The 14,290-nt window shown below is 73.1% G+C and carries 14 protein-coding genes; 8 read left to right on the top strand and 6 right to left on the bottom strand.

Annotated features, from left to right (window positions below):
• Positions 1 to 64: 64 nt before the first annotated feature.
• Together ACOKM3_RS00980 and ACOKM3_RS00975 are read right to left on the bottom strand one after the other, a co-directional pair.
• Positions 65 to 1,318, bottom strand: a complete 1,254-nt coding sequence (locus ACOKM3_RS00980; RefSeq protein ID WP_426895884.1) for a cytochrome P450 family protein — start codon at positions 1,316 to 1,318, stop codon at positions 65 to 67.
• 290 nt (positions 1,319 to 1,608) lie between these two features.
• Positions 1,609 to 1,857, bottom strand: coding sequence for a hypothetical protein (locus ACOKM3_RS00975; protein ID WP_426895882.1), 249 nt, complete (start codon positions 1,855 to 1,857; stop codon positions 1,609 to 1,611).
• Positions 1,858 to 1,930: 73 nt separating this feature from the next.
• On the opposite strand from ACOKM3_RS00975, the gene ACOKM3_RS00970 reads away from it, so the two are divergent.
• Positions 1,931 to 2,698 carry an MgtC/SapB family protein gene (locus tag ACOKM3_RS00970; protein ID WP_426895880.1) on the top strand — a complete coding sequence of 256 codons (768 nt, stop codon included), beginning with the start codon at positions 1,931 to 1,933 and terminating at the stop codon, positions 2,696 to 2,698.
• Positions 2,699 to 2,723: 25 nt separating this feature from the next.
• Here ACOKM3_RS00970 and ACOKM3_RS00965 read toward each other — a convergent pair whose 3' ends face one another.
• The 3 genes from ACOKM3_RS00965 to ACOKM3_RS00955 are packed head-to-tail and all read right to left on the bottom strand — an operon-like array spanning position 2,724 to position 7,836.
• Positions 2,724 to 4,481, bottom strand: a complete 1,758-nt coding sequence (locus ACOKM3_RS00965; protein WP_426895878.1) for an ABC transporter ATP-binding protein — start codon at positions 4,479 to 4,481, stop codon at positions 2,724 to 2,726.
• Positions 4,478 to 6,343 (bottom strand): ABC transporter transmembrane domain-containing protein, encoded by a 1,866-nt coding sequence (locus tag ACOKM3_RS00960; RefSeq protein WP_426895876.1) that lies wholly within the window; start codon positions 6,341 to 6,343, stop codon positions 4,478 to 4,480. Before ACOKM3_RS00960 ends, ACOKM3_RS00965 begins: the two co-directional genes overlap by 4 nt.
• Before the next feature lie 38 nt (positions 6,344 to 6,381).
• A complete protein-coding gene (locus tag ACOKM3_RS00955) occupies positions 6,382 to 7,836 on the bottom strand; it encodes a cytochrome P450 (RefSeq protein WP_426895874.1) in 1,455 nt (484 codons plus the stop codon).
• Between the two features lie 142 nt (positions 7,837 to 7,978).
• Between ACOKM3_RS00955 and ACOKM3_RS00950 the strand changes: the two genes are divergently transcribed.
• The 4 genes from ACOKM3_RS00950 (at position 7,979) to ACOKM3_RS00935 (ending at position 10,964) form a co-directional block, all read left to right on the top strand.
• Positions 7,979 to 8,605 (top strand): TetR/AcrR family transcriptional regulator, encoded by a 627-nt coding sequence (locus ACOKM3_RS00950; RefSeq protein ID WP_426895872.1) that lies wholly within the window; start codon positions 7,979 to 7,981, stop codon positions 8,603 to 8,605.
• Between the two features lie 84 nt (positions 8,606 to 8,689).
• Positions 8,690 to 9,145 carry a MarR family winged helix-turn-helix transcriptional regulator gene (locus ACOKM3_RS00945; RefSeq protein ID WP_426895870.1) on the top strand — a complete coding sequence of 152 codons (456 nt, stop codon included), beginning with the start codon at positions 8,690 to 8,692 and terminating at the stop codon, positions 9,143 to 9,145.
• An 8-nt stretch (positions 9,146 to 9,153) separates the two neighbouring features.
• On the top strand, positions 9,154 to 10,551 hold the full coding sequence (locus ACOKM3_RS00940) for an MFS transporter (protein ID WP_426895868.1): 1,398 nt from the start codon (positions 9,154 to 9,156) through the stop codon (positions 10,549 to 10,551).
• 35 nt (positions 10,552 to 10,586) lie between these two features.
• Positions 10,587 to 10,964: a nuclear transport factor 2 family protein gene (locus ACOKM3_RS00935; RefSeq protein WP_266718250.1), complete on the top strand. Its 378-nt coding sequence runs from the start codon at positions 10,587 to 10,589 to the stop codon at positions 10,962 to 10,964.
• Positions 10,965 to 10,969: 5 nt separating this feature from the next.
• On the opposite strand, the gene ACOKM3_RS00930 is transcribed toward ACOKM3_RS00935, so the two are convergent.
• Positions 10,970 to 11,695, bottom strand: coding sequence for a 2OG-Fe(II) oxygenase (locus tag ACOKM3_RS00930; protein ID WP_426895866.1), 726 nt, complete (start codon positions 11,693 to 11,695; stop codon positions 10,970 to 10,972).
• Between the two features lie 273 nt (positions 11,696 to 11,968).
• Between ACOKM3_RS00930 and ACOKM3_RS00925 the strand changes: the two genes are divergently transcribed.
• From ACOKM3_RS00925 to ACOKM3_RS00915, 3 genes are all read left to right on the top strand, one after another.
• Complete coding sequence (locus ACOKM3_RS00925) at positions 11,969 to 12,772, top strand: putative protein N(5)-glutamine methyltransferase (RefSeq protein ID WP_426895864.1); 804 nt, start codon at positions 11,969 to 11,971, stop codon at positions 12,770 to 12,772.
• 74 nt (positions 12,773 to 12,846) lie between these two features.
• The gene (locus ACOKM3_RS00920) at positions 12,847 to 13,218 is read left to right on the top strand and encodes a hypothetical protein (protein WP_426895862.1); all 372 of its coding nucleotides are present in this window, start codon (positions 12,847 to 12,849) and stop codon (positions 13,216 to 13,218) included.
• A gap of 84 nt (positions 13,219 to 13,302) precedes the next feature.
• A complete protein-coding gene (locus tag ACOKM3_RS00915; RefSeq protein WP_426895860.1) occupies positions 13,303 to 14,178 on the top strand; it encodes a PhzF family phenazine biosynthesis protein in 876 nt (291 codons plus the stop codon).
• The last annotated feature ends 112 nt before the right edge of the window (positions 14,179 to 14,290 follow it).

Below are 14,290 nucleotides of genomic sequence, written 5' to 3'. Positions count from 1 at the left end.
GCGGTGGGCGACCCGGCGTCGGGTGCGGGCGTCCGGCGTGGCTGTCAGGCCTGAGGGGTGGGCGTCAGCCGTGGCGGGCGTCAGGGCCCGGCCGCACCGGGAGCTCGATCACGCTGTTGCCCACGAAACTCGCGTTCACGGGCAACTCCTCCTCGCGCACGGCCAGGTCGAGCGCGGGGAACCGGGTGAAGAGGCGCTCCAGGGCCACCGTCGCCTCGAGCCGGGCAAGCGGGGCGCCCAGGCAGTAGTGCGCCCCGTGCCCGAGCGAGAGATGCCGGCCCGGCTGGGCGCGCGTGACGTCGAAGCGGTCGGCGTCCGGGCCGTGCGCCGCCGGATCGCGGCCCGCGCTCGTGTAACCGGCGAGCACGGGCGTGCCCTTCGGTATCAGCGTGCCGTCGACCGTGAGGTCCCGGGTCGGGTAGCGGAACGGGAAGTAGCTGACCGGGCTGTCCCAGCGCAGCGTCTCCTCCACGACATCCGCCCAGCTCGCCGCGCCGTCGCGCACGAGGGCCAGCTGCTCGCGGTGGGCACACAGCGCGCGCACCGCGTTCGTGATCAGGTTCAGCGTCGTCTCGTGCCCGGCGACGACGAACAGGATGAGCGTGCCGATCAACTCCTCGCGGCTGAGCCGGTCCCCGTCCGCCTCCTGGGCCGCGAGCAGGGCGCTCGTCAGATCGTCGCCCGGCTCCCGCGTGCGGGCGGCGACCACCTGGGCGAGCACCGACACCATCTCCTGGTTGGCGGCCACGGCTCTTGCCGGTGCGATGTTCGTGGCCACGACCTCGCTGGAGAGTTGGTGCAGCCTGCCCCTGAACTCCGCGTCCACGCCGAAGAGTTCGCAGATCACCCCCATGGGCAGCGGCAGCGCGAAGTGCCGTCGCAGATCGGCCACGCCGTCCCCGTCCCGCGCCGCCGCGGCCAGCCCGTCCAGCAGTTCGTCCGTCAGCGCCTCCACCCGCGGCCGCAGCGCCTCGACCCGCCGCGCCGTGAACGCCCGGCTCACCAGGGACCGCAGCCGCCGGTGGTCCTCTCCGTCGGCCGTCGTCATCCCGCGCACCGTCGCGAACGTACGCAGCGGCCACCCCTCGGGTATCCGGCCCTCGGCGAGCGCCGCGAAGTGCCGGGCATCCTTGGCGACATCGCTGTGCCCGAGGAACTCCTTCAGCGCCTCGTGGCCCAGCACGAGCATGCCCTGTACGTCATCGGGCAGCACCACGGCGGCCACCGCGCCCTCCGCGCGCAACCGGGCGTTGCGCGCGTGCGGGCAGCCGCCGGACGGGTCGATGCGGTGCGGCTGGTCCGAGGGGACAGTCGTCACGTCGAGCTCCTTGCAAGCCGGAGGAGTGGCGATGCGCCGGATCACGACCGGCGCACCGGATGTGGATCAGGGCCGATGCTAGGCCCTGTCTTCAAACTCCCGTCTGCCCGGCGGCGTCTGGCACGCACGCTCGCGGCGTTGCCGAGAAGCCCGAGTAGCTCCGCTACTAGGACTCTCCGGCGCCTTGCGATCGCACGCTTCCCCAAGCTCTCGGCTCCGCTCGAGCAGGGGAGGCCCCACTACGCCGCCGGGCCGCCCTTCGGGCGACGACGGGAGTTTGACGACAGGACCTAGGGCGCCTCGGCCTCCAGGCCCAGCCCATAGATCCGCTCGAGCAACCACGCCTCGTTTCCCGCGAGGCCCGCCCTGCTCAGCGCCTCGTCGGCCTCGGCGATCGGCACGGTGAGCACCGCGGCCGTGGCCGGTGGTTCGGATGAGGAGAGCGCCGCGCGTGCCGTGTGCATGAGGCGCAGGCAGGCCTGCGCCGCGGCCAACTCGGGGTTCATGGTCAGCTGTCCGTGATTCCTGGTCCCGTTCATGACTCCACTCTTGCGCATGGGTCTGACAATCCGGCCGAGCGGACGCGGGACTACCCTCGGGAAGATCAATCCGATGGAGAGGAGGGTCCCGCTCTTGTCGTCCTCGCTCGCGTTCTCCCTGTTCGACCCGGACGCCGGGCAAGGCCTGCGGCAGCTGGCCGAGTTGGGTCTCGCCCTGGTGCTCTCCACGCTGATCGGGGCGGAGCGCGCCGTCCAGCAGAAGAGTGCTGGGCTGCGCACGCACACCCTCGTCGGCGTGGGAAGCGCGCTGTTCATGGAGGTGTCGCAGCACGGGTTCAACTCCGTGCTCGGCATGGACAGCGTGTCCTTCGATCCGTCACGCGTCGCCGCGCAGATCGTCTCCGGTATCGGCTTCATCGGCGGCGGCCTCATCTTCGTGCGGCGCGACGCGGTGCGGGGACTGACCACCGCGGCGACCGTCTGGCTGACGTGTGCCATAGGGATGGCCTGCGGCGGCGGCCTGCCGTTGCTCGCGTTCGCCGCGACGGCCTGTCACTTCCTGGTCGTCCGCGGCTACCCCTGGCTGACGCGGCGCGTGCCGGCCCTGGCCACGGAGCGGCGCTCGGGCCTGCACCTCGCCTACCGGGTCGGCTCCAGCGTCCTCACCCGCGTCCTCGAGGAGTGCACGAGCCGCGGGTTCCGGGTCGTCGAGCTGCGCAACGACAGCGCCGACTGGGAGCCGGGCCGGGGACGGATCGGGACGATGGCCGTACGCATGGAGATCGAGGGCGCGTCCGACGTGCCGGAACTCGTGGCCGTGCTCGCGGAGTTGGACGGGGTGCTGGACGTCGCGTCGCTGGCGGCGGCGCCGGACGAGTAGCCCGGCATGCTCCATACGGTCGGCCCTACGCCCCCGTCCCGTGCCACGACCGCCACAGTGCCGCGTACGCGCCGTCCGCCGCCACCAGCTCCGCGTGCGGGCCGATTTCGGTCAGCCGGCCGTCCTCCATGACCGCGACCCGGTCCGCGTCGTGCGCCGTGTGGAGGCGGTGGGCGACGGCGATGACGGTGCGGCCATGAAGCACCGCGGCGAGGGCCCGTTCGGTGTGGCGGGCCGTCGTCGGGTCGAGCAGGGCGGTCGCCTCGTCGAGGACCACGGTGTGCGGGTCCGCCAGCACCACGCGGGCCAGCGCCAGTTGCTGCGCCTGCGGGCCTTCGAGGCGCACGCCGCCGGCGCCGAGTTCCGTGTCCAGGCCCTGGGGGAGCGCGTCCGCCCAGTGGTCGGCTCCGACCGCCGCGAGCGCCGCGCTCAGGTCCGCGTCGTCCGCCTCGGGCGCGGCGATGCGCAGGTTGTCGCGGACCGAGCCGAGGAAGACGTGGTGCTCCTGCGTGACCAGGACGATGTGCCGGCGCAGTTCTTCGGGCGCGAGCTCCGTGACCGGGACGCCGCCGACGCTGACCGTCCCGGTGTGTGGCGCGTCGATCGCCGCGAGGAGCTTGCTCAGGGTGGTCTTGCCCGCGCCGGACGGGCCGACCACGGCGAGCCGTTCGCCCGCCCGCACGGTCAGGTCCACGCCGTGGACGACATCGCCGCCGCCCTCGTACGCGTAGTGCACCGAGCGGAGTTGTATCGCGTCGCCGGACGGAACGGCCGCCTCGCGCGCGGGTGCGCGTGACGGCGCCCCGCCGATGCCTTCGACGCGGGCGAACGAGGCTCCGCTGCTCTGTAGTTGCTCCACCCAGAACAGGATCGTGTCCAGCGGCCCCGACAGCTGGCGCAGATACAGGGCGCACGTGACGATCGCGCCGAGGCTCGGGCCGCCGTGCGCGTGGAGGGTGCCGCCCACAAGGAGGACGGCGGCGACCGGCAGGGCGTACGAGAAGTCGACCGAGGGAAACAGGACGCTACGTAGGGAGAGGGTGCGCATACGGGTGCGGTAGCTGTGCCGGATGCCGCGCTCGCACGCCTCGATGCGCTGCTCCTGGAGGCGGAACGCTTCGACGGTGCGGGCACCCGACGCCGTCGCCGCGAGCTGCTCGGCGAGGTGCGAGTCGGCCTCACCTTGGGCGAGATACGCGGCGCGGGCCCGGCGCAGATACCAGCGCACCGCCACCGGGATGCCCGCCAGGCAGCACAGGGCGACCAGGCCGAGCACCGGCTCGACCACGACGACGGCGGCCGCGAGGAACACCGCCTGCGCCGCCGACACGAACACGTCGGGACCCGCGTCGCGCAGCGCGCCGGCGACGGCCGCGACGTCGTTCGTGCCCCGGTTGGTGAGGTCACCCGGCCCCGCCCTGTCGACCACGGAGGCGGGCAGCCCGAGCGCCCGGTCCACGAACCGGTCCCGCACCCGCGCGGCGGTCCGCTCCCCGAACCGGTGCCCCACCAGGCGCGCCCAGCGCAGCAGCAGGAGTTGCGCCACGGCGCAGCACAGAATCACCAGGGCCGCCCGGTCGACGTGCGCCACACTCGTGCCGCCCCGGACATCGTCGATGATCCGGCCGAGCAGCCAGGGCCCGACGATCCCGGCGCCCGCCGCGAGGCAGTTGAGAACCAGCGTCGCGCCGAAGCCACGCCGGTCCGCGCGCACGAGTTCGACCGCGGCACGACGCACGGTGGCCCGGTCGGCGACGGGCAGCGAGAAACGGGATGCACTCATGACTCGGCTCCTGCCGCGGGGACGACTCCGGTGTCCGGAACGGCGTCCGTGTCCGGGACGGCGTCCGTGTCCGGAACGGCGTCCGGGTCTGGGACGGCTTTCGGGGTTGGTCCGGCTCCCGGGGCCGGGGCCACCCCCGAGTCCGACCCGGCGGCGTCCGTGCCGCGCGCCACCAAGCGCCGGTATTCGTCGTCGTGGGCCAGCAGGTCGCGGTGGGTGCCCGTGGAGCGGAGCGTGCCGGCGTGCAGGAAGTGCACCTCGTCCGCCCGGTCGAGCAGGAGTGGGGACGTGCCCGTGACCACGGTGGTGCGCCCGCGGCGCGCCGCCCGGAGCCGGTCCGCGGCGCGGGCCTCCGTGTGGGCGTCGAGGGCCGATGTCGGTTCGACGGCGAGGAGGATCTCGGGGTCGGCGTGCAACGCACGGGCCAGGCGCACCCGTTGCCGCTGGCCGCCGGAGAGGTTGCGGCCCTGGGCCAGGAGGGTCCCGGTCGGCACGTCGTCGGCCGCCGCCGCGTGCAGGGCGGCCGCCACCGCCCCGTCGTCCGGTGCGCACCGGCCCGCGACCGCCTCCCGCACCGTCCCCGCGAACAGATCCGCCTCGGGCGCCGCGAGCAGGATCCGGCGCCGCACCTCCGCCAGGTCCACCGCTTCCAACGCGACGTCACCCCAGGTGGCCGGCGTCGGCGTGAACCGGCCCAACCGGTCGACCACGGCCTCCGCCTCCCCGGGCCGCGCCGACACCAGCGCCGTGAGCCGCCCCGGTTCGACCGTCACGCCGGACACGGGATCGTGCAGCGCCGAGCCCGGCGGGGGGCCCGGAACGGGGGAGCGGTGTCCGCCCGACTCGGGTTCCAGGGACAGGAACCGCAGCACCCGCCGCGCCGCGACGAGGCCGCGGCCCAAGTCGTAGCCGCCCTCGATGAACGCCTCGACCGGCACGACCAGCATCGCCACATACCCGTACACGGCCACCAACTCGCCGATGGACAGCTCCCCTTGGGCCGCCATCCGGGCACCCAGCCACGTCACGACGGCGAGGAAGACCGCGGGAAGGCCGACGGCGAGCGCCTGGATCCAGCTGATCACGCGCGCCACCCGGTACCCCTCCGCGCGCAGCCCGGCGGTGTCCTGCCGCAGCCGGCCCGCGTACACGTCCTTGCCGCCGAGCCCCGCGAGCACCCCGAGACCGCCGACGAGGTCGGCGAGCCGCGACGCCAGCACACCCTGCCGCTCCCGGTAGCCGGACTCGGCGCCCTGCAGCCGCGTGAGCAGCGGCCCGAGCACGCCTGCGAGCAGCGGCACGCCCAGCAGGATGACCGCGGCGAGCAGGCCAGAGATCGACAGGAGCAGCCCGGCCACCACCGCGTACGCGACGACCGCGCCGACGCCGGGGCCCGCGATCGTCAGCGTCTGGCTGATCCGCTGGACGTCGCCGACGCCGATGGTGACGACCTCGCCCGCCGCGACGCGCCGCGGCAGCGCGGCCCCGAGCACGGTGGCGTGCCGCGTGACGAGCCGGGTCGTACGGAAGGTGGCGTCGAGGCGCACCCGCGTCATCGTGCGGTGCCGCATGATCGCGAGCCACGCGTTGACCCCGCCCAGCACGACGAGGGCGCCGCACCACCCGTACAGCGCCCGGGAGTCACCGGCCCGCAGCCCGTCGTCGACGGCGCGCGACAGGACGTAGGGCGGAAGCGCGAGTCCCACCATCCACAGGCTGCCGAACAGCGCCCCGGCGGCGACCCGGCCGCGTTGGCGCGCGATGAGCCACCCCAAGTAACGAGCCGGACCGCGCAGTTCCGGTACGCCGGGATCGACCCCCGAAGGTCTGTCGTGGGGCAGGTCAGTGGTGGTGGCACTCATTGACGCACCCTATGTGGGGCGTCGGGCCTCCGGGTAGATCACCTGCGGGTCAGGTGCAGCCGCAGGCCGCGCGGCATCAGCGTGAGCCGCTCCGTGATCGCGAGCCGGTATCCGGGCTCGGGGGCCAGGTCGTAGCGGCGCAGCAGCAGGCCGAGCACCAGCGTGGCCTCGTGCAGCGCGAACTGGCGGCCGATGCAGGCGCGGGCGCCCGTGCCGAACGGCTTGAAGACATGCGCGGGCCGGGCGCGCACCGCCTGCGGGGTGAACCGCTCCGGGTCGAAGGCCTCCGGATCCTCACCCCACGCGGCCTTGTCGCGGTGCAGCATCGTCGTCAGGACCAGCGCCCACGCGCCGCGCCGCATCGGGTGCGTGCCGCCGAGCGTCGTGTCCGCGAGCGCCTCGCGGGCGAACGCCGGCGCGGTCGGCCACAGCCGCAGCGACTCGTCGAGGACCCGCCGCAGATAACGCAACTTGGCGACCTGCTCGTACACCGGGACGTCGACATCGCCCCAGACCCGGTCGACCTCGTCGCGCGCCTTGGCGAGCACCTCGGGGTTCTGCGCGAGGTAGTGCAGAGCGAACGACAGCGCGCCCGACGTCGTCTCGTGCCCGGCCACCAGGAACGTGATCACCTGGCGGCGGATGTTCTCCGGCGAGAGCCGCTCACCGGTCTCCGGGTGCGTCACCTCCAGCATCCGGTCGAGCAGGTCTCCGGGCCCGCCTTCGGAGGCACGGCGCGCCGCGACCACCTCGTCGACCGTGCGGTTCAGATACGCGCGGTCCGCCGCGTTGCGCTTCTCGGCGCCGCGCAGCAGTACGGACGACAGCAGCGGAGGCACCACGTTGCGGCGCTGCGCGAAGGTCAGGGCGCCGACCATCGCCGTGACGAACGGGTGCGGCCGCTCGCGCTCGAACGACCCGAAGTCGTGCCCGAACCCGGTCCGGGAGATCGTCTCCAGGGTCAGCTTGGTCATGTCGGCGGGCACGTCGACCGCCCGCCCCGCGGCCTCGCTCGTGTCCCAGGAGTTCATCAACTGACTCACCACGTCCAGCATCAGCGGGTGGTAGCCCGCCATCGCGTCGCGGCTGAAGCCAGGCGCCAGAATGTCGTGCGCCAGCTGCCAGTTGGGCTCGTGGTTGTACGCGGTGAACAGGCCGTCGCCCGCCACCGGGCGCAGATTCGCGACGCCGAGCCCGACGTGCTTGGCGAACCGCGACTCGTCGGCCAGCTCCGCCGCGAGGTCCGCGCCCGCGACGAACACGATCTCCTTGCCGAACCCCTTGCGCCGGAAGATCGGCCCCAGTTCGGCGGCGAGCTTCATCGAATCCTGCAGCGGGGAGCGGACGTTCGCGCCGACCACATCGCCGATGAAAGGGACCCGGCGGGACGGACGCGGGATGCGGTCCAGGCGCGGCCACCCCTGCTCGGCACTGCGAAAACCTCGCGGCAGTGGGGTTCCCGCAGTCTGCGTCACCTGCGGCGTCGTCGTCATCGTGTCCATCTCCCTTGCACCGATGCCCTGTTGGGACACCCGGACCACACTGTTAGACGTGGATTCAATAACGCGGCACAGTCTGATCCTGTTATTGAACTCACGTCAAGTAAGGAGCGGGATGTCCAGTAGGGTGCGCCCCATGACCAGGGAGCGAGGGGGAGTGTCGGCGCCGGGGGAGCGCACCCGGCGCAGACTCAGCACGCAGGAGCGTCGCGAGCAACTGCTCGCCGTGGGCGCCAGGCTGTTCGCGCAGGCCCCCTACGGCGACGTATGGATCGAGGAGGTCGCGGAGATCGCCGGCGTCTCGCGCGGGCTGCTGTACCACTACTTCCCGAACAAACGGGACTTCTTCGCCGCCGTCGTGCAGCGGGAGAGCCGGCGGATGCTGCGCCTCACGGCCGCCGAACCCGGCATCCCCGTCCACGACCAGCTGGGCACGGGCCTCGACACCTTCCTCGAGTACGTCACCACGCACGCGCACGGCTTCCGCGCCTTCCACCGCGCGGAGGCGGCGGGCGACCCGGCCGTGCGCGCGGCGTACCAGGAGGGGCTCGCCGCGCACGAGGCGCAGATCATGGCCGCCCTCGCGGCGGACCCGCACATCGCCGACCGGCTCCCCGCGCCGGACGTGCTGCGGCTCGCCGTACGCGGCTGGCTCGCGTTCCTCGTCGCCGTCTGCCTCGACTGGCTGGACGCCTCGGAACTCACGCGGGAGCAGGTACGGGATCTGTGTGCGCGGGCACTGGTGGGAGCGATCGGCCTGTGACGGGTTCAGGGTCCGTCCCTGCGCGACGCGGAGATTCATAAGGGTAACTTGCAAGGCTTCCTGTCTACCTCGTACGGTGGCGACATGTCAGGAACGCAGTCAGCAGCAGGGGACGAGCCACCCACCGAGCAGGTCGCCGCCGACCTCGCCACCGTCGTCGGCCGGCTCTCGCGCCGGCTGCGCACCGCGTCGCCGGACAGCCTGCTCACGCCCACCCAGCGCACCGTGCTCGCCCGCCTGGAGACCGAGGGCCCGGGCACGACCGCGGCGCTCGCCCGCGGCGAGTACGTACGGCCGCAGTCCATGCGGCTCACGCTCGGCGCCCTGGAGGAACAGGGCTTCGTGGCCCGTGAGCCGGACCCGAACGACGGGCGGCAGTCCGTCGTGTCCATCACCGACAGCGGCCGCGCCACCCTGGACGCCGTCCGGGCCGCCAAGCACGGCTGGCTCACGCAGGCGCTCACCGAGGAACTCGACGTCGCCGAGCGGCGCACTCTCGCCGAGGCCACCGCGCTCCTCGAACGGCTGGTGCGCAAGTGACACAAGGCGTGGGAGACGAAGCCGTCCTCACCGGCGAAGGCGAGACTCCCGCGCGGCAGGAGGGGTTCAGGGCCCGGCTGACCGCGCCCCTGCTCCTCGGCTCGGTGCTCAACCCGCTCAACACCACGATGATCTCCACCGCCCTGGTGGCCATCGGACACGACTTCGGGATCGGCGCCGCCGACACGGCCTGGCTGATCTCCGTCCTCTACCTGGCGAGCGCCGTCGCCCAGCCCGTGCTCGGCAAGCTCGCCGACACCCTCGGCCCGCGCCGCGTGTTCCTCGCGGGACTCGTCGTCGTGTGCGTCTCCGGGATCGTCGGCGCCCTCGCCCCCGCCTTCGGCTGGCTCATCGTCTCCCGGCTGCTCCTCGGCATCGGCACCTCCGCCGCCTACCCGGCCGCGATGGCCGTGCTGCGCGACGAGGGCCGCCGGGTGGGCCGCCGCCCGCCGCGCCCCGTCATGGCCCGCCTCTCCTTCGCGTCGCTCGGCAGCGCGGCGGTAGGCCCGACGCTGGGCGGACTGCTCGTCATGGTCGTCGGCTGGCGCGGCATCTTCGCGGTCAACGTGCCGGTCGCGGCGATCGCGTTCGCCTCCGCCCTGCTGTGGATCCCGCGCGACCCTCCGCGCTCCACGGACGGGGAACCGGCACCGCGCCCCGCCCTCGACCCCCTCGGCATCGGCCTGTTCACCACGGCCCTGACGGTCCTCGTCTTCTTCCTGCTCGATCTGTCCGACCCCATGTGGTGGCTGCTCGCCCCCTTCGTCGCGCTCGTCGGCGTGCTGGTGTGGTGGCAGCTGCGCAGCAGGGCGCCGTTCATCGACGTGCGCATGCTCGCCGGGAACGGCCCGCTGGCCCGCACCTACCTCCGCCACGGCCTCAGCTATCTGCTCATCTACTGCGTGATGTACGGCTTCACCCAGTGGCTGGAGGAGGGCCGCGGCTTCTCCTCCGGACACACCGGGCTTCTGATGCTGCCGATGTCGCTCACGGCGCTGGTCTGCTCGCTGCTCGGCGCCCGCACCAAGAGCATCCGCGGCCCGCTCATCACCGCGTGCGTGCTGCTCACCGCGGGCGCGGGGCTGCTCGTGTTCCTCGACGGCGACACGCCGCTGGCGCTGCTGCTGCTCGCGGGCGCGTGCTTCGGCATCCCGCAGGGCTTCGTCGGCACCTGCAACCAGGCGGCCGTGCAGGAGTACGCCCCCGCCGCCGACATCGGCTCCGCCGCGGGACTCCAGCGCACCGCCCAGTACATCGGCGCCATCACCGCCTCCAGCCTGATCGCCCTCGCGTACGGGCAGCGCGCCAGTGACAGCGGGCTGCACCTGATGGCCGGCGTCTCCGTCGTCCTCGGTGTCCTCCTGGCGGTTCTGACGGTGACGGACCGGGCGCTGCGCAGGAGTTGAGGCACGGGCTCCCGGCTTGGCGCCATAATGCGCTCATGGATCATGTGACCGCGCGGACGTTCGTCGACTCCTGGGTGACGGCGTGGAACGCGCACGACCTGGACGCCCTGCTGGCCCACTTCGCGGACGACGTGACGTTCCGCTCGCCGGTGGCCGCCCAACTGCTCGGCGGTGACGGAGTCATGCGCGGCAAGGACGCGCTGCGCGCCTACTGGACGGAGGGGCTGCGGCGCATCCCGGACCTGCGGTTCGAGGTGGTGGGCAGCTACGTCGGTGTGAACAGCCTGGTCATCAACTACCGCAACCAGAAGGGCGGTCTGGTGAACGAGGTGCTCATCTTCGACGGCCCGCTCGTCACCGACGGATACGGCACGTACCTCGGTGAGGACGTCAACCCGGCCGGGGCCCGCTGAGCCACTCATTCCGCGTCGTGGAACACGAGCCCCAGTGTGTGGCGCCGGCCCGAGCGGACCGTGCTCACGCCGTGCCGCATCGGGCCGTTCGACCAGCCGCGCACCGAGCGCACCGGCCGGTCACGCGTCGTGAACACCAGGGCGTGCCCCTGGAGGAGCGTCGTCGAGTAACCGCGGGACTGGGCGCGCGCCCGTTGCTCGGTCATCAGGAACTCGCCGCCGGTGAAGTCGCCGCCCGGCTCGTCCAGCCCGATCACGACCTGGAGCGGAAACACCAACTCTCCGTAGATGTCGCGGTGCAGCGCGTTCCAGTCGCCGGGCCCGTAGCGCAGCAGGATCGGCGTCGGCCGCTTCTGGCCCGCCGCATGGCACCGGTCGAGCCAGCCGTCGAGGGTGTCGGGCCACGGCGCGGCCCTGTCCATGCGCCGCGCCCACTCCTGGGCAACCGGCAGCAGCCGCGGATAGAAGGCCGCGCGCAGCTCCCGTACGAGCTCCGGCAGCGGGTGGTCGAAGTAGCGGTACTGTCCGCGGCCGAACCGGTAGCGCTCCATGTCGATCGTCGACCGGAACCGCTGCACGTCGTCGTAGAGCGCGGCGACGGACCGGCACTCGTCGGCGGTGAGGACCGGTCGAGGGGTGAGGGCGTGGCCGAAGGAGTCGAGCTCCGCGCCCAGGGCGGCCCAGTCGAGGGCCTCCACGCGCGCGTGCGGGGCGGTGGTGGTGCCGGTCATCGCTGTGCATCTCCGTAGGTGGGCGGTATCGGCGAGGACTCCAGCCTCGTCGGCTCCCGCGCGGTGTGCTGGCGGCAATCGGACGCGGTGTTCGGTGCGGTACTGTGTGCGATCCGTGCAGCACCGCGAGGGAACGAGGAGGTGAGTCCGATCACCGTTGTGTCAGGTCGGGAGCTCCCTTCTCGCGCCGTACGCCCCGCCCGCTCGCGCTGAGCGAGGCCCCGGCCGTCCGGTGACCGGGAGCCCGCTCGGCATCCCGAGAGGCCACCCCTTATGACGCTTTCCCCGTCGACCGGCTCCCCCCTCCCGCTCGATTCCACGTCCGTGGTCGAGTCCCTGCGCGCCGCCGGCTGTGTCTTCGCCGAGGACGAGGCGCGCATCCTGCTGTCCACCGCCCGCGACGCCGTTGAACTGGCCGCCATGGTCGAGCGCCGCGCGAGCGGGCTGCCCCTGGAACACGTCGTCGGCTGGGCCGAGTTCTGCGGGCTGCGGGTCGCCGTCGATCCCAGCGTCTTCGTGCCGCGCCGCCGCACCGAGTTCCTGGCCCGACAGGCACTCGGCCACACGCCGCCCGGCGCCGTCGTCGTCGACCTGTGCTGCGGCACGGGCGCCGTGGCCGCCGTCCTGGCCGGCCGCCGCCCCTCCCGGCTGCACGCGGCCGACCTGGACCCCGCGGCCGTGCGCTGCGCCCGCCGCAACCTCGCACCGCTCGACGGCGAGGTCCACGAAGGCGACCTGTACGCGCCGCTGCCCGCCGACCTCAAGGGCCACGTCGACACCCTGGTGGCCAACGGGCCCTACGTCCCCACCGGCGACGTCCCGCTGCTGCCGCCCGAGGCCCGCGAACACGAACGCCGCATCGCCCTCGACGGCGGGCACGACGGCCTCGACGTGCTGCGCAGGGTCGCGGGCGGGGCCCCGGAGTGGCTCGCGCCCGGCGGACACCTCTTCGTCGAGACGAGCGAGCGCCAGGCCGCCGCGGCACAGGCGGCCGTGCGCTCGGCGGGCCTGCACGCGCGCGTGGTGGCCGACGAGGACCTGTACGCCACCGTCGTCATCGGAACGCGCATCTCCTGACCTCGGGGTTTGACCCGGCGCGTCGCCGGTACCCGGAAGATCAGGACACCGGCGACGCAGAGGGAGCAGCCACCATGACCGACACGACTCCCGTCCACGGCTACGCCCCCACAGTGGTGGGCGTGGCACTCAGCGACTGCACACCACAGGACGCCGAGACGGCCCTGCGCATGCTGTCCACGGCCTTCCGCTCGGACCGCGCACCGAGCGAGCGCCCCGACGGCGACGCGACGGTCTGGCTCACCACGGTGGACACCGCGTCCCAGCCGGCGCCCAGCGAGGCGGAGCCCCTCACCGGGACGGTCACCGCGGACCTCCAGGGCGGCCACGAGGCCCTGGACCGTGTGCGCGGGGCGCTGGAGACCGCGTTCACCGTCACCGAGGCGACCGCCGCCTCCGGCGACCAGGAGGAGGAGCTTCATCTGCGGCTGACGACGCGGCACTGACCGGGGAATTCGGCGTGGGGCGACGGGCGTTCGTCAGGGAGACCGGCCCCGGACAGCACCGCCCGTGTGAAAGGCTCTGCCTCCATGACGAACACCGCGCCGACCCCGGCCTCCGAAGTGCTGCACTACACCGCGTTCTCGACGACCCCGGAGGGTGGCAACGGCGCCGGTGTCGTACTCGACGCGGCCTCGCTCGGTGACCAGGAGATGGTCGGGATCGCCGCCGAACTCGGCTATTCCGAGTCCGCGTTCCTCACGCCGGGACCCGACCCGCAGGACAAGCGGTCCTTCACGCTCCGGTACTTCAGCCCCAAGGCGGAGGTCGACTTCTGCGGCCACGCCACCGTCGCCGCCGCGGTCGCACTCGGCGAGCACTACGGCACCGGGGACTTCGACTTCCACACCGCCGCGGGACGTGTGCCGGTCGCCGTCCGCCGCGAGGACGGCATCCTCAAGGCCACGCTCACCAGCGTGGAACCACGTGTGCACGAAGTGGCCCAGGAGGACGTGCAGGAGGCGCTCGCCGCCCTGGGCTGGCAGGCCGGCGAACTGGACTCCGCGCTGCCCCCGAGGATCGCCTACGCGGGCGTGCGCCACCTCGTCCTCGCCGCCGCCACCCGCGACCGGCTGGCCGATCTGGACTATGACTTCGACGCCCTGCTGACCCTCATGCGCCGGCTCGACCTGACGACCGTGCAACTGGTGTGGCGCGAGAACGCGACCACCTTCCACGTACGCGACCCGTTCCCGGTCGGCGGCGTCGTGGAGGACGCCGCCACAGGCGCGGCGGCCGCCGCCTTCGGCGCCTACGCCCGCGAACTCGGCCTTGTCCCCGACGACGCGCACCTGACGCTGCACCAGGGCCACGACATGGGCCGCCCGTCGCTGCTGGAGGTCGACCTGCGCGCGGGGGACCGGCGGGTACGGGTGTCCGGCGCGGCGGTCCGTGTCCAGTGCTAGCCTTTCGGAGGCCGTGCGAGAGAACGAGGAGGTGGTACCCGTGAACGAATCGACATGGGTGCTCTCCTCCGGGGTCACGGTCGGGCGATAGGTCGTCGTCCGGGAGCGCCGT

The sequence above is a fragment of the Streptomyces nidicola genome (assembly GCF_050106155.1).
GTDB lineage: Bacteria > Actinomycetota > Actinomycetes > Streptomycetales > Streptomycetaceae > Streptomyces.
The sequence above is the reverse complement of the archived record's forward strand: the minus strand, read 5'-3'. Positions and strand labels throughout refer to the sequence as shown.